Source organism: Tessaracoccus coleopterorum (assembly GCF_011174705.1).
In the GTDB taxonomy this organism is placed as follows: Bacteria; Actinomycetota; Actinomycetes; order Propionibacteriales; family Propionibacteriaceae; genus Arachnia; species Arachnia coleopterorum.
Map to the genome: position 1 here is coordinate 389,586 of NZ_JAANIJ010000001.1, position 22,941 is coordinate 412,526.

Consider the following 22,941-nt stretch of genomic DNA (forward strand, 5'->3'; position numbering starts at 1 on the left):
GGTTGCGGTAGTCAACTCAACAATCTCTTTTCTGAGGAATATCTCTGGATGGACGGGGCCGGCGTCAGCCGACCGCGCCTTCCATCTGGAGCTCGATCAGGCGGTTCAGCTCGAGGGCGTACTCCATGGGCAGCTCGCGTGCGATCGGCTCGATGAAGCCGCGCACGATCATGGCCATGGCCTCGTCCTCGCCCATCCCACGCTGCATCAGGTAGAACAGCTGGTCCTCGGACACCTTGGACACGGTGGCCTCGTGGGCCATCGACACGTCCTCCTCGCGGACGTCGACGTAGGGGTACGTGTCGGAGCGCGACACGTTGTCGACGAGCAGCGCGTCACACTTCACCGACGAGGCGGAGTGGTTGGCTCCCGGATCGACCTGCACGAGGCCACGGTAGGAGGCGCGGCCGCCGGAGCGGGCCACGGACTTCGAGATGATGGAGCTCGACGTGTGCGGGGCGCAGTGCACCATCTTGGAGCCGGTGTCCTGGTGCTGGTTCTCACCGGCGAACGCGATGGAGAGGGTCTCGCCGCGGGCGTGCTCACCCATCAGGTAGACCGCCGGGTACTTCATGGTGACCTTGGAGCCGATGTTGCCGTCGACCCACTCCATGACGGCGCCCTCCTCGCAGGTGGCGCGCTTGGTGACCAGGTTGTAGACGTTCGTCGACCAGTTCTGGATGGTGGTGTACCGGACGCGGGCGTTCTTCTTGACGATGATCTCGACGACGGCGGAGTGCAGCGAATCCGACTTGTAGATCGGGGCGGTGCAGCCTTCGACGTAGTGCACGTAGGAGCCCTCGTCGGCGATGATCAGGGTGCGCTCGAACTGCCCCATGTTCTCGGTGTTGATCCGGAAGTAGGCCTGCAGCGGGATGGAGACGTGCACGCCCTTGGGGACGTAGATGAACGAGCCGCCCGACCACACGGCCGTGTTCAGCGAGGCGAACTTGTTGTCGCCGACGGGGATCACGGTGCCGAAGTGCTCCCGGAAGACCTCCGGGTGCTCCTTCAGCGCGGTGTCGGTGTCGAGGAAGATGACGCCCTGCCGCTCGAGCTCCTCGTTGATCTTGTGGTAGACCACCTCGGACTCGTACTGCGCGGCGACGCCGGCCACCAGGCGTGCCTTCTCGGCCTCCGGGATGCCGAGCCGGTCGTAGGTGTTCTTGATGTCCTCGGGCAGGTCCTCCCAGGTCTGGGCCTGCTTCTCGGTGGAGCGCACGAAGTACTTGATGTTGTCGAAGTCGATGTCCGAGAGGTCGGCACCCCACTTCGGCATGGGCTTCTTCCCGAAGAGGCGCAGCGCCTTCTGGCGGAGGTCGAGCATCCACTGGGGCTCGTCCTTCATGTGCGAGATGTTGGCCACCACGTCCTCGTTGAGGCCGCGGCGGGCGGTCTCGCCCGCGTGGTCGGCGTCGTGCCACCCCCACTTGTAGCTGGAGAGTGCCTCGATGTGTTCGTCCTGCGTGGCGCCCAGTCCGGGGCCTGCGGAGCGGTCTGAGTCATATCAGGTGCCGTCACTTTCTTTTCGGGATGTTGGGCGTGGGAAGCGGGGTGGGGACGTGTGTCGTGCACACCCCGTCGCCGTGGGCGATGGTCGCGAGCCGCTGCACGTGGCTGCCGAGCAGCCGGGAGAAGAGCTGGGTCTCCACCTCGCAGAGCACCGGGAACTCGGCGGCGACGTGCGCCACCGGGCAGTGGTGCTGCAGGAGTTGGTTACCGGAGGTGACGGGACGCACCGACGGGGCGTACCCGTCGACCTCGAGCGCCTCGACGAGGGCCTCGATGGCGGGCTGCTCCGGGTTGGCCTCGCGGGAGGCGACGAAGCGCTGCTCGATGCAGTCGAGCTGCTCGACCGAGAGCTCGCGCACCGCGTGCGGACCCACCTCGGAGGAGAGCCTGCGCAGCGCCGCGATCGCGAGCGTGTCGTAGGCCTGCCTGAACTCGGCGCGGCCCGCGTCGGTGAGGATGAAGACCTTCGAGGGACGACCGCGGCCGCGGGCGCCGTAGACGCGTTCCTCGCGGGAGGCGAGGACCCCGTCGTCGATCAGCCCCGTCAGGTGCCGCCGGATGGCCGCGGGCGTCAGATCGAGTCGCTCCGCGAGGCGACGGGCCGTCTGGGGCCGTCGTGCAGGATGAGGTCGACCACCCGCTGCCTGGTCGGGATCTCGGTGTCCACCGGAACGGTCACTGTTTCACCTCCCACACCTGGGCGCGGTCACCCGCACCATTTACGGGGCACAGGTCGACGCACCCCAATTAACATACGTCAGTCTTGCCAATTCTGGTTCAGACTTCAAGCAAGGGTCGCCTTACCCCTCCGACGTGGACACCCGTGGCGGACGCGCTCGGTTAGGCTGACCGGGTGCCTGCCCTGGAAGCGCGTGACATCACGCTCAGTTTCGGACCCGTCCACGCCCTGACGGGCCTCTCCCTGACGGCGGAGGCCGGTGAGGTGACGGCCCTGCTCGGGCCCAACGGCGCGGGCAAGACAACGTTCATCCGCTGCTGCACGGGCCTCGCGAGGCCCGACTCCGGCGCCCTCACCCTGTTTGACGCCGCGCCGGGCTCGCCCGAGGTGCTTGCCCGGATCGGCCTGATGCCGCAGGCGACCGGCGCGTGGTCGGGGTGCGGGCGGGCGAGCTGCTCCACTACCTGGCCGGCCTGTACGCCACCCGCAGCCGGTGGAGGATCTGATCGACCTGCTCGGCATCCGCGCGTTCGAGCGCACCCCGTACCGGCGCCTGTCCGGCGGGCAGCAGCAGGCGGTCAACCTGGCAGGGGCCATCGTCGGGCGGCCGTCGCTGGTCTTCCTCGACGAGCCGACCGCCGGCCTCGATCCGCGCGCCAGGAGGCTCACCTGGGACATCGTCCACGGCCTCCGCGACGCGGGCGTGGCGGTCCTGCTCACCACCCACGACATGACGGAGGCCGCCGAGCTGGCCGACGCGGTGCACATCGTCGACCGCGGCGCGGTGCGCGCAAGCGGCACCGCCGGGGAGCTCGCCGTCGACGGCTCGCTCGAGGACGCCTACCTGCGCTACACGACGGGAGACCAGCGATGAGCCTCGACTTCACCCCGCGGCCGGCCGCGGCCCGACCCGCGGCCCGCGTGTGGGCGCACGCCCGCATCGAGACCGCGATCATCCTGCGCAACGGGGAACAGGCGCTGCTCGCCGTCGTGATCCCGCTGGCCGTGCTGGTCGGCGCCCGCTTCTTCGGGAGGGGCTTGGCCTCGGGCTGCAGCAGAGCGCGCCGTCGGTCCTCGCGCTCGCGATGTGGAGCACCGGTCTCACCACGCTGGCCATCGCCACGGGCTTCGAGCGCAGGTACAACGTGCTCGAGCGGCTGGCGGCCACCCCGCTCGGCAGGCCGGGCATCCTGGCGGGCAAGGGGCTCGGGATCGCCATGATCGCCGCGGGCCAGGTCGCGGTGCTCGCGCTGGTCGCGCTGGCGCTCGGCTGGCGTCCCGTGTTCTCGGTGCCCGCCCTGCTCGTGGCGCTCGTCGTCGCCGTCCTGGCGATGGGCGCTTTCTGCGGGTTGGCGCTGGCGATCTCCGGGTCGCTCCGACCCGAGGCGACGCTCGCTGTCGCCAACCTCCTGTACCTCGTCGGCATGCCGCTGGGCGTGCTGCTGCCTGCCGACCGGTTCCCCGGGGCGCTCGCCCCGATCGTCCGGGGGCTGCCCACCGGGGCGTTGGGAGAGTCGTTCCGGGCGGCCTCCGAGGGACAGGCCTTAGGCTGGCCGGTAGCGGTGGCGGCGCTCTGGTGCGCCGGCTCGCTCGCACTCGCATGGAAGGTGTTCAGGTGGACGTCGTGAGGAAGCTGTTCGACGGCGGGAGGGCGCTGCGCGCCTGGCTCGTCGCCTCCCTGATCTGCAACATGGGCATCGTCGTCACCGGCGCCGTGGTGCGCCTGACCGCCTCCGGACTCGGCTGCCCCACCTGGCCGAAGTGCACGGATGCGAGCTACGTGCCCCACGAGGCACTCGGTCTCCACGGCGTGATCGAGTTCGGCAACCGCACCCTCACGTTCGTGCTCATCATCGCCGCGCTGGGCGCGTTCATCTCCGCGTGGCGCAACCGGGGCCGCGCTCGAAGCTGTGGTGGATCACGCTCGGCATCGGCATCGGGATCCCGTTCCAGGGTGTGATCGGCGGCTTCACCGTCCTCTCCGGCCTGAACCCGTACGTGGTCGCCCTCCACCTCCTGCTCTCGGTCGCTCTCATCGTGATCTGCGTCTGGTCGCTCCAGGTCGCCTCGCAGGCCCGAAGATCCCGGTCACCCCGGTGCAGCGCACCGCGCTGGTGGCCGTCTTCTCCGCGAGCATGCTCGCCACGTGGGTCGGCACCGTCGTCACCGGATCCGGCCCGCACGCCGGAGACGCCGACGCGGTGCGCACCGGCCTCAACATCGAGTCGATCGCGCGGCTGCACGGGCTGTCGGCCTGGCTGACGGTGGGCCTCACGCTCGTGTGCCTGTACCTGTTCCGCGCCCACCCGCGGCTGCGGCGCATGACGGCGCTGCTGCTGGCCGCCGTCCTCCTGCAGGGAGCCATCGGCTATCTGCAGTACTTCCTCGGCATCCCGGCGGGCATCGTCGCGCTGCATATGGTTGGGTTGACGCTGTTGACCGCGGCCGCCTCCTGGCCGCTGGTGACCACCTCGAGGAGTACCCATGTCGACCAACCCGGTGCTGACGCTTCGGCTGCCGTTCACACTTCCTGACTTCGCCTCGGCCTCGCCGGGAGACTTCCGGGCCGCGATCAGCGAGGCGATGGCCACGCAGTTGGCGGCGCTGGCAGCGCTCCGCGACGACGATTCCCCGCCACCGTCACCAACGTGCTGGGCGCCTGGGAGGACGCTGAGGCCGATCTCCGCCGCGCGCTGAACGCGTTCTTCGCGGTGCGCGCCTCAGACACCAACGACGAGTTGGACGCGATCGACGAGGAGTTCTCGCCCCTGCTCGCCGCGCATGAGGACGAGATCATGCTCGACCGCGCCCTCTACCGCCGCCTCGAGGCGCTGCAGGCCCGGATCGACTCGGGCGAGATCGACGCCGACGAGGAGGACCGCTACGCCCTCTCCGAGCTGCTGCGCGGGTTCCGTCGCGCCGGCGTCGAGCTGGGCGAGGCCCAGCAGACGCGCCTCCGCGAGCTGAACCGGGAGCTCGCCGAGCTGGGCAGCCGCTTCGAGACCCTCAACCGCTCGGCCCGCAACGCCGGGGGATCGACGTCACCGTCGACGAGCTCGACGGTCTCTCCGACGATGAGCGCGCCGCGCTGGCCGTCGAGGGCGGGTACCGCATCGAGCTGGTCAACACCACGCAGCAGCCGCTCGCGGCCAAGCTCACCGACGCGGGCGTCCGCCGTCGCCTGTTCGAGGCCTCGACCCGCCGCGCACTCGAGGGGGATTTCGACACCCGCGACGTCGTGGTGCGCACCGCCCGCGCCCGCGCCGAGCGCGCCACCCTGCTCGGCTACCCCAACCATGCGGCCATCGTCGCCGAGGCCGGCTGCGCGAAGACCACCGACGCCATCTTCGGGATGCTCGTGCCGCTCGCGCAGGCAGGCCTCGCGAAGGCGCGCGGCGAGGCGGCCGACCTCGCGGCCCGCTACGCCGAACTCAACCCCGGCGCGCAGTTCACCGCTGCGGACTGGCAGTTCGTCGAGGCGATCCTGCGCCGCGAGCGGTTCTCGTTCGACGAGGCGGAGCTCACCGACCATCTGCAGGTGGACAAGGTGCTCGCCGCCGTCTATGCGGCCGCCGAGGAGCTGTACGGCCTCACGTTCCACCCGCGCACCGACCTCGTCGGGCACGCCCCGAGACAGAGACCTACGAGGTCCACGACGCCGACGGCACCGTCATCGGCCTGTTCGTGATGGACTTCTGGGCGCGCCCCACCAAGAACGGCGGCGCCTGGATGAGCAACCTGGTCGACCAGTCGACGCGCGACGCCTCGCTTCCTGTGGTGACCAACAACTGCAACTACAAGCGCACCACCACCACGATCTCCTGGGACGGCGTCATCACGATGTTCCACGAGTTCGGCCACGCGCTGCACGGCCTGCTTGCAGACAGCCGCTACGCGTCGCGGTCGGGCACGAACACGCCGCGCGACTTCGTCGAGTTCCCGAGTCAGGTCAACGAGCACTGGGCCTGGACGCCGGGCCGGGTGCTGCCCGCCGAGTGGATCGAGCGGCTGACGCAGGCCGACCGGTTCGGCCAGGGCTACGCCACCGCCGAGACCGAGCTGTCGTCGCTGCTCGACCTGGTGTGGCACACCACACCGCTCGACGAGCTGCCCACCTCCGCCGACGGCGTCGAGGAGTTCGAGCGCGGGGCCCTCGAGCGGTTCGGGCTGGTCGAGCCCTCGTGCCGCCGCGCTACCGGTCGCAGTACTTCGCGCACATCTGGGGCGGCGGCTACGCGGCCAGCTACTACGGCTACGCGTGGGCCAAGGTGATGGACGCCGACGCCGTCGCGTGGTTCGAGGAGCAGGAGGGCCCCGTCGCGGAGGCGGGCGCCCACTTCCGCCGCACGCTGCTCGCCCCCGGCGGCTCCGTCGACCCGATGGAGACCTACCGCCGGTTCCGCGGCCGCGACCCGCAGCTGCAGCCGCTCCTCGACCGCCTCGGCCTGGAGCTCTGACCGGTGGACGGCCTCGGCAAGGACGTCCTGCTGCGTCACCTGCGGAGCCAGCGTGAGGCGCTGCTGTGGAAGGTGGAGGGGCTGGGCGAGCGCGACCTGCGGCTGCCCGCACCCCCACCGGGACGTCGCTGCTCGGGCTGATCAAGCACTGCGCGGGCGTCGAGCACGCCTACGTCGTCGAGTGCTTCGGGCGCACCTCGCCCGCGCAGCCGGTGTCGCCCGACTACGAAGCCGACCCGAACGCGGACCTCTACGCGACCGCCGACGAGTCGGCCGCGTTCCTCATCGCCCGGTACCGGGCGGTGGGCGGGGCCGTCGAGGCGGCGATCGCGGAGATGGACCTCGACTCGGTGGGCCGCGTGCCGTGGTGGGGCGACGCGGGGAGGTCACATTGGGGGTCATCCTGGTGCATCTGATCGCCGAGATCGCCCGGCACGCGGGCCAGGCCGACATCATGCGCGAGTCGATCGACGGCGTCGCCGGGCTGCGGACGGCGAACCCGAACCTGTTCGAGCCGGCCGACGGGTGGGCCGCCCACCACGCCCGGCTCACCGCGATCGCCGAGGGAGCGGAGCGACCCGGGGCCTGATCCGCCCGGGGTGGGCGGGACTCAGAGCAGCCCGCCTCCTTCGCCATCAGCGCGAGCTGGACGCGGTCGGCCGCGCCGACCTTCACCAGCACGGCGGAGAGCTGGTTGCGCACCGTCTTGTCGACCACCGACAGCTGCCGGGCGATCTGCGCATTGCCCGCCCCGAGGCCACCAGCCGCACCAGATGCAGCTCGCGGGGTGTCAACCGGGAGAAGGGCCCGCGATCCTCTGCGGAGGGCACGGCCGGTTCGGCCAGCACCCGGCGGGCGTCGGGCAGGTGCGGGCCGACCACCATTCCGCCGTCACGCACGGTGCGAAGCGCGGCCATCAGCACATCGGGATCGGTCTCCTTGACCAGGAAGCCCGAGCCGCCCGCGGCGAGGACGGCCCGCGCCAGGTCGGGTTCGGCGGTCATGGTCAGCACGAGCACGGTCATCCCGGGGTGCGCCGCCCGCAGCCGCGCCGTCAGTTCCACCCCGTCACCGTCGGGCAGGCCGACGTCGACCACGGCCAGGCGCACCTGGTGCAGGCCCGCCAGCTCCTCGGCGCGGGCGACGGTGTCGGCCTCCAGGACGGTGGCCACCCACGGTTCGGTTCCGAGCAGCGCGACGAGCCCGCGCCGCACCACGGGTGGTCGTCGACCACCAGCACGACGTCGCCGTCCCGCTCCTCCACGTCGTTCCTCCCCGTTCGGACCCATCGCCGGGTTGCGCCGCCCTGGCCCGAAACACTGCCATACTTCGGCGCATCCGCAGCCGGGATCCGCCGAACCCGGCAACCCCCAGGTAGGAGACCCCATGACGCACCGCCTCACCGATGAGGACATCGTGGTGGCCATCGCCACCACCGACGACTGGTTCCAGGCAGGCACCGTCGCCGAGCTGACGGCCCACGGACGCGCCCACCAGGCCGCCGGCCCCGACGCCCACAGCCGCAACCCCGAGCTCGACTTCCTCGATGCCGGGGGCACACCGCTGCGGCCGGTGCTGCTGCTCGACCACCGCGTGGCGGGCTTCGACCGCTCCGGCGACGCCGACCCGGGCGCGATGGAGGCGCGGCTGCGCGCCGTCCTCGAGCTGGGCCGCGCCCACGTCGCCGGAAACCCCGGTCGGTACCCGTCCAGGGCCTTCGACGCCGTCCCGCCGCCCGGCGACCTGGCTGCGCTCGTCACCTGGGTGCGGGCGGCGACCACCGACATCCCGAACGGGCACCAGGCGGGCTGGTTCCACAACGTCATGCACGCGCTACTGGGGTGATCACACCGACCCGGGCTGCGCGGGCCTGGCTGGCGCCCGCCGCGGCGGCCCTCCTTGCGCTGGTCGCGGGCGCCGCGATCGCGGTGCGGCCCGGCCTGCTCGACGGGCCCACCGGCGCCCCGTCGCTGGCCCTCGTCGCGGGCTGCCTGCCGGTGGGCGCCTTCCTCGTGGCGCAGCGACCGGCCAACCGGGTCGGCGCGCTCCTCACCCTCGTCGGCCTGACGGCGCTGCTCGCGCTGGGCACGGCCGCGGCCACCGTCGCGGGGCCGGGCGGTTGGCTCTCCGAGTGGGCGTGGTGGCTGCCGTGGCCGCCTCTGATGGCCGCGATCTGCCTGTACCCGGAGGGGCGTCGGGTGGGCCGGACCCGGCGTCGGCTCACCGCCGCCGTGCTGGTGTCCGGGGCGGTCGCAGCCGCCTGCCTCGCCGTCGCCGTCTTCCTCTCCCCGGGCTGCTGACCGACGCCGTCGCCGCGGTCGGCGCGGCCCGTCCCTGGCTGGTCGGTGGCGTCGCCGCGATGCTCGTCACCGTCGCGTCCGGCGTGTGGGTGGTGGTCGACCTCGTGCTGCGGGCGCGGCGCGCCCAGGGGGCGACCCGGAGTCAACTGGTCGCGCTGCTGCCCGCCGGGGTGCTGGTGCTGGCGGGCATCGTCGTCGAGGCGCTCGGGCCGTCCTACGCGACGGTTCCGGGGCTGGTGGCGGTGCCGGTCGGCATGGGCGTGGCCATCCTGGCGCACCGGCTCGACGACCTCGACCTCGCCGTCAACCGCACGCTCGTGTGGCTCGTCTCCACCCTGACGCTGTTCGCGGCGTTCGCCGTCGCCGTCTCCCTGCTGAGCGCCACCGCGCTCGCCGACCAACCGCTCGTCGTCACGGGGCTGGCGGCCGTCGCGGTGGCGCTCGGGTTCGACCCGCTGCGGCGACGGGTGCAGGCGGGCGTCGACCGGCTCCTGTTCGGCGACCGGAGCCGGCCCCACCAGGTGCTGCTGGACCTCGGCCGACGCATGCAGGGCTCCGCCGACCCAGGTGGCCTGCTCACCGATCTCGTGGGCGCCGTCGAGGCCTCGCTGCGGGTGCCGTACGTGCGGATGGAGGTGCACGACCCCGACGGGGAGGTGCTGACGGTGTTCGACTCGGGACGTCCGCAGGCCGACGCCGATGCCGTCGAGGCGCCGATGCTCGCGCACGGTGAGCGGGTCGGGTCGCTCCGGGTCGCCCCGCGTGGCCGGGGCGAGAGGTTCACCGCCGCCGAGACGCGGCTGCTGACCGACATCGCCGGGCAGGCGGCCATCGCCGCCCGGTCGTACCGGGTGACGCTCGACCTGTTGGAGGCCCGCAGCTTCCTGGTGCGCAGCCGGGAGGCCGAGCGGCTGCGCATCCGCCGCGACCTGCACGACGGGCTCGGGCCCGCGATCGCGGGGGCCCGCATGCAGGTGGCGGCCGCCCGGCAGCCGGGCGCGGCGGATGGGCTGCTCGGCTCGGTGCAGGAGACGCTGACCGAGTGCAGCCAGGAGGTGCGCCGCATCGTCGACGGGCTCCGGCCGGGCGCGCTGGACCGTGGACTGGTGCCCGCGCTGGAGCAGAGGGTGGCGGGCATGGGGCCTGAGCCCTCCGTCCGCGTCGACGCCTCCGGGACCTCACCGGGCTCGACGCGGCCGCGGAGGTGGCCGCCTACCGGATCGCCTGCGAGGCCCTGTCGAACGCGGTGCGCCACTCCGGCGCCCGGCACGTCCGGGTCGCACTGGAGGGGCGGCCGCGGAGCCTGCTGCTCGAGGTGGTCGACGACGGCCACGGCGGCGTCCGGGACAGGGACGGCGGCGTCGGCATGGAGTCGATGCGCCAGCGCGCCGTCGAGTTGGGCGGCCGGTTCGGGGTCGAGAGCGGGGCAGCGGGTACCCGGGTGGTCGTGTCGCTCCCGCTGGCGTGACGTTGTCCCTCCCGGGACGGGTCAATGTCCCTTCCGGGCGGGACGCCGTCGCGGCGAGGCTGAAGGCACCCGGACGGACCGGGCAGCAGCCAGAAGGAGCAATCCCATGCGACCGTTCACCACCTCACTCAAGCGCATCGCCATCGCCCTCGCGTTCGGCGCCGTGGCGGCCAGCCTCGCCGCCCCAGCGCCGGCGCCCTCCCAAGGAGCCTGCGTTCGACCCCGGGCCGCAGCTCGCCTCGGCCTCGACCTGTGCGACACCGGTCGGCACCCCTGGCAGCATCCAGGCCCTGCAGTTCACCAAGCGCAACTGGCCGTTGACCGGCGGCCTCCACATGAACACCAGCGGCCGGATCGACCGCAACAGCGGCATCGTCGACGCGACCGTCCACCTGTACAACAGCTACTGGGGCATGGGGTACACCGGCTCGGTGCTGATGGTGCTCAGGGACAAGTGCGGCGGCACCATCGGCGTCACGACACCGGGCAAGTGGGGCGTCGACGCGAAGAGCTGGTTCTGGAACACCAACGAGCGCCACGTCTACTACTCGGCGCAGGTCTCCCCTGTGATCGCGAACCGCGTCGCCTCCGTCGAGGTGATCCACAACCGGGACACCGGAAACGAGTCGATCAGCCTGTACCGCTCGCTTCGCGATGCGGCCTGCCGTTACCTCATGAAGGAGGTCCCGATCATCACGACGTGCCCCATCCCGAACCTCCGGTGACCACGGTCGGCGGGCGCTGACCCCCTCTCCAGCTAGGGTGGACGCGCCCGCGCACCGCCGGTGCGCCGACAGATCCGGAGAACCCGAGAAACATGATGTTCCACAAGACCGGCACCCTCGCCGTCGCCGCCCTCGCCGCCCTGAGCCTCTCGGCCTGCGGTGGAGAGCAGTCCGTCACCGAGGCGTGCACCATCGCCTCCACGACCGTCAAGGCCGCCGAGAGCGAGATCACCGAGGCGATGTCGGGTGCCACCACCGGCGAGTTCTCGAAGGTCGTGCAGGGCTTCGAGACCCTCGGCACCACGCTGAGCGAGGCCGAGGGCAAGATCACCAACGCCGAGGTCAAGGCCGCGCTGGGCGACTTCAGGACCAGCATCCAGGACTTCTCGAAGCTGTTCGAGGGCGCGACCGACGGCGACCTGACGGCCCTGGCCGACAAGACCGAAGAGCTCCAGACGATCAGCACCAAGATGGGCGATTCGGCCACCAAGCTCGGCGAGCTCTGCCCCGCCGGCTGATCCAGCCGATCCGACGCAGACGGCCCGGCCCCGCACCCGGGGCCGGGCCGAGCTGGTCGGGTCCATGCGGTCGGCGTAGCTGCCCAGGCGCCGTTTGCCCGCTGCTGGAACAGGCCGCGGGAATCAGGGCCGGCGGCGTCGCCGTAGTCGATCACGTTGAGTGAGGATTCACCCATCGCGGTCATGACTCCGATCGTCTGGTCCCGCACTGACAGGGCGAGCGCCTGGCCGGCCTTCATGATGTAGGCGGCGTTGACCAACTGCTCGCGTCGCGCCGCGCTAGAGCAACAGATCAGCGAAGCGATCGGGGTCGCCGAGGTCGACGGCACCCGCGCCTTTGTAGCCGCCACAACGGCGGGCTGGTCCGCCACCGAACTGCGCAAGCTTGGGTTCCCAGAACCTGCCAAGTTGAGCGCTCGCACTCGTCGACGCAAGGCGCCGGCCAAGCCTGCCGGCATGCCGGAAACGACGGCGACCCCTGCCCCCGGTCAGTGAGCTTGGACGTGTGGTCCCCTTCCTCCGGGTAATTGCCCGTGAGACGGTCGACTTTCCCACTCCGAGCACGTGCTCTGTCTGGGCGATGGTGGCACCCTCCTGGCGCATCCTGTGGGCCTGCGCGGTCCGCGTCTGCGTGCGCGTCGCCGTCAGTGCGTGAGGGCCTCGGAGGGCTCGGCCTCGGGCCGCCGCAGGAAGAAGCCGCAGATCAGCGCGGCCGTCCACACCGCCCCGGCCCCCAGGAACGACCAGTGTGACCCGGCGAGCATCGCCTCGGCGTGGCTCCCGTGGTCGACCCGGCGGCCGCGGTCTGCATCGCGAACACCGTCACGAACAGGGCCGTCCCCGCCGCTCCCGCGACCTGCTGGATCGCGCCGATGACGGCGGATCCGTGGGAGTACAGGTCGTTGGGGAGCGACCCCATCGCCACCGTGAACAGCGGCGTGAAGATCGACGCGAAGCTGATGCTCATCACGATGTGGGCCACCATCACGGCCCACCACGGCGTCACGAGGCTGAGCGTCGAGAAGAACGCGAACACCCGAGGACGACGAAGCTGGCCGGGATCACGAGCACCCGCGGACCGAACCGGTCGAACACCCGGCCGACCACCGGCGACAGCAGGCCCATCGCGACGCCACCCGGCAGCAGCATGAGGCCGATCTGCAGCTCCTCGATCCCGTAGGCCCGCTTCAGCAGCAGCGGAAGCATGATGATGGAGCCGAACAGCGCCATCATCGCGATGGCGAGCATCACGAGGGCGACCGTGAAGGACGGGTGGGTGAAGGTCCTCAGATCGAGGAACGCCCTGCCCCTGCCCTGCAGCACCAGTTGGCGGGCCGTGAACGCGACCAGGGCACCCAGCCCGACCCCGATGCTCAGCATCGGCACCCAGAACGCGACGTCGGCGGCCCGATGAGGCTGAGTCCGTAGATCAGCGGGCCGAAGCCGAGGGCCGTCAGGGCGACCGAGATCAGGTCGAGCGGGGTGCGCAGCGGCTCGTTGACCGAGGCGAGGTACCGGGCGCCGAGCACGAGCATCGCGAGCGCGATCGGCAGCACGGTGAGGAAGATGGCCCGCCAGGAGCCGACCGAGAGGATGGCACCCGACAGCGTCGGCCCGATGGCAGGGGCGACGGCGATCACCATGGAGATGTTGCCCATCATGGCGCCCCGCTCGGAGGGCCCGACGAGCTGCATCACGGTGGTCATCAGCAGCGGCATCATGATGGCGGTGCCGGAGGCCTGCACCACGCGGCCGGACAGCAGCAGCGCGAAGGTGGGCGCGATCGCGCACAGGAGGGTCCCGACGCTGAACGTCGCCATCGCGATGACGAAAACGCTCCTGGTGGGCAGGCGGTCGAGCAGCCATCCGGTGATCGGGATGACCACGGCCATCGTCAGCATGAACGCCGTCGTGAGCCACTGGGCGGTGCGTTCGGTGACGGAGAAGTCCTCCATGATGGCGCTGAGCGCGACATTCATGGTGGTCTCGTTGAGGATGACGACGAAGGCCGCCACGATGAGGATCGGGATCACTCCACGGGGACGGGTGGTCTCCATCGGGGTTCCTCTCGGGTGGGTTTCCCCGCTACCCCTGATAGCGCAACGGGTCGGGGCGCAGCCGCGCCTCCTCGGCGATCGCCAGGTCGCCGGGGATCAGCCCGGCCTCACGCAGTTGGAACAGCCGCGGGACGATGCGCCCATGAAGCGTAGCCGGTGCGATCGTATTCAAGTAAATCTTGGTGGCGCCCTCGAAGCCCGCGAGCGTCGAGACCCTCAGTTTCACCATGATGCGCCACGGCATGGCCGTGTCCACACCCACCGGACGGTAGTGCCACTCCTCATTGCACGGCACGTCGGGCCCGATCGCGGCGTGCACGGCATGCAGCACGTCGGAGACGCCGCGCAGTTCCTCGGAGGTGTGGTTCCAGGGCTCGCAGGTGGGCGAGGTGGAGTAGACCTCGACGGTGGATAGCGGTGGCCGAAGCCGGCGAACGCGATGCAGTGCCCGTTGGCGGCGAGGATCAGGCCGTTGGCGATGGCGACGTTGAGCGCGTCGTCGTTGAAGGCGTTCGGGTGCTGCCGCACGCGTCGCAGGGAGGCGTCCTGCTGGGCGCCGAACTCGTCGATGGCGACGACCTGCTTGTGCAGGTGGTCGAACGAGGCGCCCGCCGCCTTGAGCCAGTTCTGCAACACGACCACGTACCTCGCGTGCGGGTTGAGGTCGTGCCCGCTCCGCGCGGCCTCCGCCGTGTAGGCGATGAAGCGGGCGTGCTCGTCCGGCGTCAGGGTGCCGGAGGAGGCCAGCTCGGCGTCGGTGGTGGCGCCGTCGACGAAGTGCCGCCGGGCGATGATCACGTCGTGACCGCCGCCGAAGAAGCCGGAGGCCTGCTCCAGCAGCTCGTCCGGGGTCAGTGTCGCCGGGTCGAGGCCCGCCGCCCGCGCCTTCGCCGCGGCGACCGCCTCGACGTGGGCGCGCCCTTCGGCCGAGGCGAGGTAGACGTCGCGCCTGCGCCGCACCTCCGGCGGGATCAGGTAGCCGTGGTTGAGGTGCCAGTAGTCGTAACCGAGGATTTCGAAGAGGTTGGGGACGCGCCGGAACTCGGCGACGGTGTCGAAGACGGCGTGGGCCTGGGTGGCCTCCAGGAGCCTCCACTCCCCGCCCCACGCACGAGGCGCGACTTCTCCGGCGGCGTCTCGAGGTAGCGCGCGGAGCAGAAGGCGCAGCTGTGGGTGGGGTCGTCGGGCGAAAGCGGGCGCGGGTCGGACCGCTGCTGAGCGAAGGGTCGGTTGCCGCGGCCGGGGACGGTCCAGACCTCGGTGCCGGTGAACGGGTTGCGCTGCTTGACGGTGCCGTCGGGCAGTTCCACGAGGTGTTCGGGCGTCATGGAGCGACCCTATCCGGGCGGGTCGCTCACCCGTCCTCAGTCCCCACCGTCTCCCGACCCGCAGGACCCGGAAAAAATCGGCCAGTAGCCCATTCTGGTCGGTCCCACTGAAAATACCGCCCACTCCCCGACCGGACCCCACGACAGGACCCGGAAAAATCGGCCAGTAGCCCATTCTGGTCGGTCCCACTGAAAAAACCGCCCACTCCCCGACCGGACCCCACGACAGGACCCGCAAGAATCGGCCGGTAGCCCATTCCGGCAGCGCGGGTCCGACGGCGTCAGCCCCGTCCGCGCCATGCCGGGAACCCGGCCGACACCGATACCGCGACTCGAACGCCCGGCACCTGCGCTGGACGGCAGGTGCCGGGCGACCGCGTCGGTATCAGCGGTGGTCGGGTCTGTTCAGGAGAAGCGCACCATGTTGTTGAGGCGCCAGGCGAACTCCCAGCGGTAGGCCCTGTTTCCGCTGGGCGTCAGGTAGCTGGTGACCGCCTCCGACCAGATGTAGCTCCGGCAACCGTTGCGCCCGGTGACGGCGGTGTCGCAGTCCGTCTTCCAGCGGCGTCCCTCGGCGGAGGTCCACTGACCCGTATTGCCAAGCGGGTTGCCGCTCCACTTCGTGGGCGGCATCGCCTTGTACGTCAGGTTGTTTAACACCCACTCGTTGCTGGCGACGAACCGCGAGCCCTGCTGCTTGACCGTCGTGGCGAAGATGTCCGTGCGGCACCGCTCCGTCGCCGAGTACTTCTCGCACGTGGTCTGCCAACGGCGACCGTTGACGTCGTGGTAGCCGGGCGTGATGTAGATGTCGACGGGTGCCGGGCTGACCGGCTTGTCCGACGGGTAGACGGCCTCATAGTTGGCCGGGCCGTGTGCCGCGGCCCGAGTGGCCCGGCCGCCGCGGCGGTGATGATGTTGGAGATCACCTTCTTCGCAAATGCCACCGAACCCGCGGGATAGGTGATGCCGGGGCTGAGGGCGTAGGCGAAGCCCATCGTGCCGAGGTTGAGGACGCCAGCCCGGAGGGGCCACGTAGTAGGTGATGTCGCTGGTGCCCATGCGGGTGGTGCACTGGAACGAGCTGTGCGCCGCGATGTGCACCGACTTCGGCGAGTCGGGTCCAGCCTTGTCGACCTCGTGGCCGACCAGCTTCGGGTAGCGGCTGCCCACCTTGGCTCCGGTGCCCGCGAAGGCCCAGAAGTCGGGGTTGACGATCACGAGATCGGTCTGCGGGTTCGCCCCGTCGCAGTCGTACTGGGAGCCGAGGATCCGGGCCTCCGGGTTCGGGAACGGCTCGGAGCGGAACGTACCGGTCGACTCCTTCGTCTGCACCGGGTCGAGCTTGCTCAACTTGTACGAGGTCACCAGCGAGGTACCGTCCCAGCGCGTCCGGTAGAACATCGTGTTCGAGCCGAGGAAGATCAGGTTCGTGCCCCGGTCGCGCAGCTTCTCCAGGTTGGCGCGCATCGGCACGGTCCAGTACTCGTCGTGGCCCAGCGTCACCATCGCGGGAGACCCGGCGAACCGGTCGGCGCCCGCGTGAAGGTCGGCGTTCGTCGTGTAGGCCAGCGGCACACCGAGCGACTCCAGGTACTGGATGAGCCCGAGTTCATAGCGGAAGATCTTGTCGGCGCCGTTGTTGTGTTCGGGTCGCTCGAGGCTGACGGTGTAGGCGCGCTCGCCGACGTGCATGGGGTTACCGCCGAGGTAGAGCGAGTAGCCGCCGGTGGTGTTGTAGGCCGCGTGCGTGAAGGTGGCCGACATGACGGTGACCTTCCCCGCGAAGCTCGTCGACCGCAGCACGGTCGCGATGTAGCGCTCACGTCCCTTCCCGTCCGTGAGCTTGGAGAAGTACATTCCAGGCTCCCAGCCCCGGTGTCGACGGTGTGCGTCACGGCCCAGTGTGAGCAGTCGACAGTGCGGTCGTCGAGCCGGCAGGCAGGTTGGCGCTTGAGGGGCTGCGACGGCAGTTGTGCGACGAGCCGAGCGCCCGCGCCGTCGTAGTGCCCCATCCGGTAGATGTCGACCTTCACGCTACCGCCGGTGCCGTCTACCTTGAGTTGCAGCTTCTGGCCCGGGTGATCGACTCCCCACGGAGAAACCGGCCAGCTCCTGTGGCGTCGCAGGTTTGCTGATCCTCCAGTCAGGTTCCGACGCCGCGGCCGGGCCCACCGCACCCAGGGTGGCGACCAGGACCGCTGCGAGTATGGATGCGAAGAAACGCATGCTGTAAATCCCCTGTGAAATCAACATTGATGACGGGGACAGGCTATCGGTGGGGCATCGGGGACGACGAGGGGGTGCCCTTACCTCTGGCCAGACCTGAGGCGTGGACAAGGGAACACCCGACCCGACCCCGGGCGGAGACTCGCCACTCTCTTCAGCGTGACCGGCCGGACGCGGCTACTGCCACCGACCCAGCTCGAAGCACCCGGTCAGGGCCTCCCGTGAGGCGGGGAACACCCGCGTCGAAGCAGACCGCGCCCGTTGTCGACCCGCACACAACGGGGTCGACGTGACCCGAGACCCTCTGGTCCGGGACACGATCAAAGGCGGCCGTGGGTATTGCCGCCAGGGCCCGGATCTCAGCGCGTCGGGCAGTGGCCACTATTTCCAGGCAGACCGACCAGAATCGGCTACTGGCCGATTTCCCAGGAGACCCGGCAGGGGACGGACGGGTCAGCGGCCACTATTTCCAGGCAGACCGACCAGAATCGGCTACTGGCCGATTTTCCCAGGAGACCCGGCAGGGGACGGACGGGTCAGCGGCCACTTTTCCCAGGCAGACCGACCAGAATCGGCTACTGGCCGATTCTCCCAGGAGACCCGGCAGGAGGACGGACGGGTCAGTGGCCACTATTTCCAGGCAGACCGACCAGAATCGGCTACTGGCCGATTTTTCCAGGTCGTCCCCACCACCCCAGGGGCGACGTGGGTGCCGGTCAGAAGAACAGCGGGTCGAGCGCGACCGCGAGGAACAGCACCGCCAGGTAGCTGTTCGACCAGTGGAACAGGCGCATGGCCTTCAACTGCGCGCCCTCAAGCCCCTGATGGGCGCGGCGCCACAGCTGGATCGCCTCCCAGATGAACACCCCGCCCAGCACCGCGGCGGCGATCGGGTACAGCGGCCCGGTCGGGCCGAGAGGCCACAGCGTCAGCGACATGAGCACCGTCGCGACGGAGTAGACGAGGATCTGGTTGGCCACCTTCGGGGCCGGCCTCACCACGGGAAGCATCGGCACCCTGGCGGCCGCGTAGTCCTCCTTGTAGCGGAACGCGAGCGCCCACGTGTGCGGCGGCGTCCACAGGAAGACGACCGCGAAGAGGATGAACGGCGCCAGCGCGACGCTCCCGGTGACGGCGGTCCAGCCGATGAGCGGGGGAAGCAGCCCGCGATGCCGCCCCAGATCGTGTTCTGCCACGTGCGGCGCTTCAACCACATCGTGTAGATGAACACGTAGAACGCGTTGGCCGCAAGCGCGAGCCACGCCGAGAGCCAGTTGGCGCCGAACCCGAGGATCAGGGTGGCCGCGACGCCCAGCGCGATGCCGAAGATCAGCGCGGCCCTGGTGCTCACCTGGTGGCGCGGCACGGGGCGGCGACGGGTGCGGCGCATGATCTCGTCGATGTCGGCGTCCCACACGCAGTTGAACGTGTTGGCCGACCCGGCGGCGAGGAACCCGCCGACGAGGGTGACGAGGATCAGCTGCCACGGCGGCAGCCCACCCGCCGCGAGGAACATGGCAGGGATCGTGGTGATCAGCAGCAACTCGATCACCCGCGGCTTGGTCAGGGCCACATAGGCCTTCACCACATCGCCCACGTTCGCCTTTGACGGCGCTGCGACACTCGCGACAGCCACACAAACCCCGATTCCGAGAAAACTCTGAGCAGTCTACCCCGCCCCACCGGGAAGTGCTCAAAACCGATGTGGTATGCCATCCCACCGCCCTTCAGCCACGGCTAGGGTGGTCCGTGATGAACAGCTACGTGAACCCGCTGCGCGATCCCCAGGACCGCAGGCTGCCCAACATTGCGGGCCCGTGTGTCCTCGTGATCTTCGGCGTGACAGGCGACCTCTCCCGCAAGAAGCTCATGCCTGCCGTCTACGATCTGGCCAACCGCGGCCTCCTGCCTCCAGGCTTCGCGCTGGTGGGCTTCGCCCGCCGCGACTGGGCCGACCAGGACTTCGCCCAGGTCGTCCACGACGCGGTGAAGGAGCATTCCCGCACTCCGTTCCGCGAGGAGGTCTGGGAGCAGCTGCTGGAGGGCATCCGGTTCGTGAGCGGAACGTTCGACGACGACGAGTCGTTCCTGCGCCTCAAGTCCACGATCGACGAGCTCGACACCACGCGCGGCACAGGCGGCAACCACGCGTTCTACCTGTCGATCCCGCCGTCGAGCTTCGAGCCCGTCATGTCTCAGCTGGCCCACCACGGCCTGGCCGAGCGCAGCGAGGGCAAGTGGAACCGCGTCGTCATCGAGAAGCCGTTCGGCCACGACCTCGAGTCGGCCCGCGAGTTGAACTCCGTCGTGGAGCGGCTGTTCGAGCCCCACGAGGTGTTCCGGATCGACCACTATCTCGGCAAGGAGACCGTGCAGAACCTTCTGGCGCTGCGCTTCGCCAACCAGATGTTCGAGCCCATCTGGAACAACCACTACGTCAGCCACGTCGAGATCACCATGGCTGAGGACATCGGCATCGGAGGTCGCGCGGGCTACTTCGACGGCATCGGCTCGGCCCGCGACGTGATGCAGAACCACCTCCTGCAGCTCCTGGCCCTCACCGCGATGGAGGAGCCCACCTCGTTCGAGGCATCGCAGCTGCGCGCCGAGAAGACGAAGGTGCTGGACGCGGCGCGCGTCCCGAACCCTTCAACCTGCACACCGCCCGCGGGCAGTACGCAGCCGGCTGGCAGGGCGGTGAGCCCGTGATCGGCTACCTGGAGGAGGACGGCGTCGCCCCGACTCGGGCACCGAGACCTACGCGGCGATCCGCGTCGACATCGACAACCGTCGCTGGGCGGGCGTCCCGTTCTACCTGCGCACCGCGAAGCGGATGCCCCGCCGGGTCACCGAGGTGGCCCTCAGCTTCAAGCGCGCTCCGCATCTGCCCTTCACCGTCACCGACACCGAGGAGCTGGGCACCAACGCCCTCGTGATGCGCATCCAGCCCGACGAGGGTGTCACGCTGCGCTTCGGCGCGAAGGTCCCCGGCACCCAGATGGAGATCCGTGAGGTCTCGATGGACTTCGCCTACGGCGGTTCGTTCACCGAGTCCTCCCCTGAGGCCTACGAGCGACTCATCCTCGACGTGCTGCTCGGCGATCCCCCCTGTTCCCGCGGCAGGAGGAGGTCGAGCTCAGTTGGAAGATCCTCGACCCGGTCCTTGAGCATTGGGCGGCGCAGACCGACCGGCCTGAGCAGTACCCGGCGGGCACCTGGGGCCGGAGTCCGCATTCGAGATGGTTGCCCGCGACGGCAACACGTGGCGTAGGCCCTGAGGAGCAAGTCATGATCGTGGACCTGAAGAACACAACCGCCCGCGCCATCTCCGCCGCGCTGATCGACGCCCACCGGGGCGTCGGCAACGCGACCGGCCTGGTGCTCACCCTCGTGATCGTCACGAGCGAGTCACGCTTCGAGGAGGTGTTGGAGGCCGCGAAGGCGTCGGCCACCGCGCACCCGTCGCGCGTCATCGTCGCGACCTACGCCGCCGGTGACGAGCCGCGCCTCGACGCGACCGTGGAGGTCGGCGAGGGCCTCCCGGCGACCTGATCGTGCTGCGGATGCAGGGCGAGCTGCGCGACCACGGCGACTCCGTGTGCCTGCCCTCCTGCTGCCCGACTCCCCACCATCGTGTGGTGGCCCACGAGGCGCCCGACAACCTCGCCACCGACCCCATCGGGTCGCTGGCCGACCGCCGCATCACCGATGCCGCCGGTTGCGGCGATCCCGTCGCGGCACTCGTGCGCCGCGCCCGGAACCACGCCCCGGTGACACCGACCTCACCTGGACGCGGCTGACGAGGTGGCGGGCACTGCTCGCCGCGGCCCTCGACCAGTCGCAGCAGAGCGTCACCGGGCCGTCGTCTCGGCCGCGCCGGACAACGCCCCGCCATCCTGCTCGCCGCATGGCTCAAGTCCAGGCTCCAGGTGCCGGTCAGCTACGTGAAGGGCGACTACGCGGGCGTCAACGGTGTCGCGCTGAACACCGCGAAGGGCGACATCACAGTGCGCCGCATCGCCGAGGGAGCGCCGTCTACCAGGTGCCGGGCCAGCCGGAACGCACGGTCGCGCTGCGCCGGCGCCCGCTGACCGACCTGCTCACAGAGGAGCTGCGCCGGATGGACGCCGACGACATCTTCGAGCTCGCTGCATCCCAGATCGTCTCCGACGCAGAGGGCAGGTGACGGTTCGTGTACACGCGGATCGTGCGGCTGGAGGACGCCGACGACGTATCGACCGTCGTCGCCTCCCGGCTGCTGGAGCGACTCGTCCTGCTGCAGGAGACCCAGCCGATCGTGCATCTGTGCCTCACGGGCGGCGACACGGCCAACGCGATGTACGAGAAGTTCGCCGACCTCGCCGAAGGCTCCGAGCTCGACGCGTCCAAGCTGCAGCTGTGGTGGGGGACGAGCGGTTCGTGCCAGCCACCGACCCTGCCCGCAACTCTCTCCAGGCCATCAGCCGCTTGGCGCGCACCGTGTCGATCAAGTCTGCGGACACGCACATGATGGCCGCCGCCGATGGCAGGAAGGACCCGCATGAGTCGGCCGACGAGTATGAGGCCGAGCTCGGTTCGACCGTGTTCGACATCACGCTGCTCGGCATCGGCCAGGACGGGCACGTCGCGTCCCTGTTCCCGGCCACCCTCGTCCGAGCCGACGACGCGCGCGGTGATCGGCGTGACCGGGAGCCCGAAGGAACCGGCAGAGCGCATCAGCCTCACCGCCGGCTCGCTCAACCGGTCGCACGAGGTCTGGTACCTCGCCACCGGCGACAGCAAGTCGGCCGCCGTCGCCGCCTCCCTGGACGGCGACCCGCGATGCCCGCCAGCCAGATCAAGGGCGACACGGCCACCATCTGGTTCCTCGACCGGGAGTCGGCGGCCGACCTGCCGCCGCAGTACAGCTGCCCCTTCTGAGAACCTGTGGAAACGTCGATGGACCCCGGCGGAATGCCGGGGTCCATCGATGTCTGTCAGCCGATCAGTAGATGATCTCGCCGCTCGCCCGACGGGCACGGAGCGCGGTGACCGCCTCCTCGAGGATCTGCTGGGCCTCCTCCTCCGTGCGACGCTCCTTCACGTAGGCGAGGTGCGTCTTGTACGGCGTGATCTTCGGAGGGGCGGCGGGTTGTTCTCGTCCATGTTCGCCGGAAGCCCGCAACGCGGGCAGTCCCACGTCTCCGGCGGCTGCGCGTCGGCCGCGAAGGCCGGGCGCGTCACATGCCCGCTCGAGCAGAAGTAGGAAACGTGCAGACGCGGCGCGGTATCCCGCGCTCCGCCTCACCCATTGGTCCTGCGCCGACGCGGGACCCACGAATGGCATTGCCACCAGCCACTTTGATGTGCTCCTAGGAAGAAGGAAAAGGTTTGTGATTGTCGCCGATCGGGGCGATCAGACCTCGAGCCGGTACAGGACCAGCAACCCGATGATGGTCAGCAGCCACAGCAGGCCCAGGACAACCGTGATGCGGTCGAGCCGACGCTCTGCGGTGGACGCGCCGCCATCGAGGTGGACATGCCACCGCCGAACAGATCGGACATGCCGCCACCACGACCCTTGTGGAGGAGCACTGTGGCCGCGAGAAGGACACTGAGGATCGAAACGATGATCGACAGGGTCATGGTCGGCCAGGACATCAGGGGGACAATCACGGGGTACATGTTA

General features: G+C 70.0%; 20 protein-coding genes and 12 pseudogenes. 20 read left to right on the forward strand and 12 right to left on the reverse strand.

The window, feature by feature from the left end:
• Nucleotides 1-64: 64 nt before the first annotated feature.
• Together sufB and G7085_RS23515 are read right to left on the reverse strand one after the other, a co-directional pair.
• A complete protein-coding gene (sufB, locus tag G7085_RS02490; RefSeq protein WP_197512707.1) occupies nt 65-1,477 on the reverse strand; it encodes a Fe-S cluster assembly protein SufB in 1,413 nt (470 codons plus the stop codon).
• Nucleotides 1,478-1,517: 40 nt separating this feature from the next.
• A complete protein-coding gene (locus tag G7085_RS23515; RefSeq protein ID WP_231979156.1) occupies nt 1,518-1,871 on the reverse strand; it encodes a helix-turn-helix transcriptional regulator in 354 nt (117 codons plus the stop codon).
• 503 nt (nt 1,872-2,374) lie between these two features.
• Between G7085_RS23515 and G7085_RS29150 the strand changes: the two are divergent.
• The 6 genes and pseudogenes from G7085_RS29150 to G7085_RS02525 all read left to right on the forward strand — a co-directional run bounded on the left by G7085_RS29150 (nt 2,375) and on the right by G7085_RS02525 (nt 4,888).
• Nucleotides 2,375-3,065: pseudogene (locus tag G7085_RS29150) on the forward strand (ABC transporter ATP-binding protein).
• A pseudogene (locus G7085_RS02510) lies at nt 3,062-3,819 on the forward strand (ABC transporter permease). Before G7085_RS29150 ends, G7085_RS02510 begins: the two co-directional pseudogenes overlap by 4 nt.
• Complete coding sequence (locus G7085_RS02515; protein ID WP_197509860.1) at nt 3,816-4,151, forward strand: COX15/CtaA family protein; 336 nt, start codon at nt 3,816-3,818, stop codon at nt 4,149-4,151. Before G7085_RS02510 ends, G7085_RS02515 begins: the two are co-directional and overlap by 4 nt.
• Nucleotides 4,148-4,222 (forward strand): annotated as a pseudogene (locus G7085_RS33895) (COX15/CtaA family protein); the annotation flags it as partial. The gene G7085_RS02515 and the pseudogene G7085_RS33895, both read left to right, overlap by 4 nt.
• Before the next feature lie 65 nt (nt 4,223-4,287).
• On the forward strand, nt 4,288-4,725 hold the full coding sequence (locus G7085_RS23530; protein WP_231979157.1) for a COX15/CtaA family protein: 438 nt from the start codon (nt 4,288-4,290) through the stop codon (nt 4,723-4,725).
• Nucleotides 4,691-4,888, forward strand: a complete 198-nt coding sequence (locus tag G7085_RS02525) for a hypothetical protein (RefSeq protein WP_197509862.1) — start codon at nt 4,691-4,693, stop codon at nt 4,886-4,888. The genes G7085_RS23530 and G7085_RS02525 overlap by 35 nt, the downstream gene beginning before the upstream one ends.
• A gap of 184 nt (nt 4,889-5,072) precedes the next feature.
• Here G7085_RS02525 and G7085_RS23535 read toward each other — a convergent pair whose 3' ends face one another.
• Nucleotides 5,073-5,489 (reverse strand): hypothetical protein, encoded by a 417-nt coding sequence (locus G7085_RS23535; protein WP_231980811.1) that lies wholly within the window; start codon nt 5,487-5,489, stop codon nt 5,073-5,075.
• Between G7085_RS23535 and G7085_RS29155 the strand changes: the two genes are divergently transcribed.
• From G7085_RS29155 to G7085_RS02545, 4 genes and pseudogenes are all read left to right on the forward strand, one after another.
• Nucleotides 5,373-5,879, forward strand: a complete 507-nt coding sequence (locus tag G7085_RS29155; RefSeq protein ID WP_269451998.1) for a M3 family metallopeptidase — start codon at nt 5,373-5,375, stop codon at nt 5,877-5,879. The two genes, G7085_RS23535 and G7085_RS29155, sit on opposite strands and share 117 nt — an antisense overlap.
• Complete coding sequence (locus tag G7085_RS31865) at nt 5,879-6,463, forward strand: M3 family metallopeptidase (RefSeq protein WP_331715428.1); 585 nt, start codon at nt 5,879-5,881, stop codon at nt 6,461-6,463. The genes G7085_RS29155 and G7085_RS31865 overlap by 1 nt, the downstream gene beginning before the upstream one ends.
• A complete protein-coding gene (locus G7085_RS31870; protein ID WP_197509863.1) occupies nt 6,373-6,648 on the forward strand; it encodes a M3 family metallopeptidase in 276 nt (91 codons plus the stop codon). Before G7085_RS31865 ends, G7085_RS31870 begins: the two co-directional genes overlap by 91 nt.
• 65 nt (nt 6,649-6,713) lie before the next feature.
• Nucleotides 6,714-7,237 (forward strand): annotated as a pseudogene (locus tag G7085_RS02545) (DinB family protein).
• A gap of 328 nt (nt 7,238-7,565) precedes the next feature.
• Here the strand turns inward: G7085_RS02545 and G7085_RS33900 are convergent.
• Nucleotides 7,566-8,075 (reverse strand): annotated as a pseudogene (locus G7085_RS33900) (response regulator); the annotation flags it as partial.
• Between G7085_RS33900 and G7085_RS02555 the strand changes: the two are divergent.
• The 4 genes from G7085_RS02555 to G7085_RS02570 all read left to right on the forward strand — a co-directional run bounded on the left by G7085_RS02555 (nt 8,035) and on the right by G7085_RS02570 (nt 11,659).
• Nucleotides 8,035-8,493, forward strand: a complete 459-nt coding sequence (locus G7085_RS02555) for a hypothetical protein (RefSeq protein WP_197509865.1) — start codon at nt 8,035-8,037, stop codon at nt 8,491-8,493. The pseudogene G7085_RS33900 and the gene G7085_RS02555 sit on opposite strands and share 41 nt — an antisense overlap.
• The gene (locus G7085_RS02560) at nt 8,490-8,948 is read left to right on the forward strand and encodes a hypothetical protein (RefSeq protein ID WP_197509866.1); all 459 of its coding nucleotides are present in this window, start codon (nt 8,490-8,492) and stop codon (nt 8,946-8,948) included. Before G7085_RS02555 ends, G7085_RS02560 begins: the two co-directional genes overlap by 4 nt.
• Before the next feature lie 59 nt (nt 8,949-9,007).
• The gene (locus G7085_RS36165; protein ID WP_197509867.1) at nt 9,008-11,161 is read left to right on the forward strand and encodes a sensor histidine kinase; all 2,154 of its coding nucleotides are present in this window, start codon (nt 9,008-9,010) and stop codon (nt 11,159-11,161) included.
• Nucleotides 11,162-11,233: 72 nt separating this feature from the next.
• Nucleotides 11,234-11,659, forward strand: a complete 426-nt coding sequence (locus G7085_RS02570; protein WP_197509868.1) for a hypothetical protein — start codon at nt 11,234-11,236, stop codon at nt 11,657-11,659.
• Between the two features lie 703 nt (nt 11,660-12,362).
• Here G7085_RS02570 and G7085_RS02575 read toward each other — a convergent pair.
• The 6 genes and pseudogenes from G7085_RS02575 to G7085_RS02605 all read right to left on the reverse strand — a co-directional run bounded on the left by G7085_RS02575 (nt 12,363) and on the right by G7085_RS02605 (nt 18,921).
• Nucleotides 12,363-12,695, reverse strand: a complete 333-nt coding sequence (locus tag G7085_RS02575; protein WP_197509869.1) for an MFS transporter — start codon at nt 12,693-12,695, stop codon at nt 12,363-12,365.
• Nucleotides 12,662-13,039, reverse strand: coding sequence for an efflux MFS transporter permease (locus tag G7085_RS02580; RefSeq protein ID WP_197509870.1), 378 nt, complete (start codon nt 13,037-13,039; stop codon nt 12,662-12,664). The genes G7085_RS02575 and G7085_RS02580 overlap by 34 nt, the downstream gene beginning before the upstream one ends.
• Nucleotides 13,033-13,716 (reverse strand): MFS transporter, encoded by a 684-nt coding sequence (locus G7085_RS02585; protein ID WP_197509871.1) that lies wholly within the window; start codon nt 13,714-13,716, stop codon nt 13,033-13,035. Before G7085_RS02585 ends, G7085_RS02580 begins: the two co-directional genes overlap by 7 nt.
• 28 nt (nt 13,717-13,744) lie before the next feature.
• Nucleotides 13,745-15,044, reverse strand: a pseudogene (locus G7085_RS02595) (DUF4921 family protein).
• Nucleotides 15,045-15,449: 405 nt separating this feature from the next.
• Nucleotides 15,450-17,059 (reverse strand): annotated as a pseudogene (locus G7085_RS02600) (N,N-dimethylformamidase beta subunit family domain-containing protein).
• 930 nt (nt 17,060-17,989) lie between these two features.
• A pseudogene (locus tag G7085_RS02605) lies at nt 17,990-18,921 on the reverse strand (heme o synthase).
• Between the two features lie 182 nt (nt 18,922-19,103).
• Here G7085_RS02605 and zwf point away from each other — a divergent pair.
• The 6 genes and pseudogenes from zwf to G7085_RS33920 form a co-directional block, all read left to right on the forward strand.
• A pseudogene (zwf, locus tag G7085_RS02610) lies at nt 19,104-20,551 on the forward strand (glucose-6-phosphate dehydrogenase).
• Nucleotides 20,552-20,567: 16 nt separating this feature from the next.
• Nucleotides 20,568-20,825, forward strand: coding sequence for a hypothetical protein (locus G7085_RS02615; RefSeq protein ID WP_197509874.1), 258 nt, complete (start codon nt 20,568-20,570; stop codon nt 20,823-20,825).
• 11 nt (nt 20,826-20,836) lie between these two features.
• Entirely contained in the window at nt 20,837-21,073 is a 237-nt protein-coding gene (locus G7085_RS02620; protein WP_331715911.1) for a glucose-6-phosphate dehydrogenase assembly protein OpcA, read from the forward strand.
• A 129-nt stretch (nt 21,074-21,202) separates the two neighbouring features.
• On the forward strand, nt 21,203-21,364 hold the full coding sequence (locus G7085_RS23550) for a hypothetical protein (RefSeq protein ID WP_331715429.1): 162 nt from the start codon (nt 21,203-21,205) through the stop codon (nt 21,362-21,364).
• Nucleotides 21,365-21,480: 116 nt separating this feature from the next.
• Nucleotides 21,481-21,860: pseudogene (locus G7085_RS33915) on the forward strand (6-phosphogluconolactonase); the annotation flags it as partial.
• Nucleotides 21,832-22,050: pseudogene (locus G7085_RS33920) on the forward strand (6-phosphogluconolactonase); the annotation flags it as partial. The pseudogenes G7085_RS33915 and G7085_RS33920, both read left to right, overlap by 29 nt.
• 207 nt (nt 22,051-22,257) lie before the next feature.
• On the opposite strand, the pseudogene G7085_RS02640 reads toward G7085_RS33920, so the two are convergent.
• Together G7085_RS02640 and secG are read right to left on the reverse strand one after the other, a co-directional pair.
• Nucleotides 22,258-22,496 (reverse strand): annotated as a pseudogene (locus tag G7085_RS02640) (RNA polymerase-binding protein RbpA).
• 213 nt (nt 22,497-22,709) lie between these two features.
• Nucleotides 22,710-22,937, reverse strand: a complete 228-nt coding sequence (gene secG / locus G7085_RS02645) for a preprotein translocase subunit SecG (protein ID WP_456300386.1) — start codon at nt 22,935-22,937, stop codon at nt 22,710-22,712.
• Between the last annotated feature and the right edge of the window lie 4 nt (nt 22,938-22,941).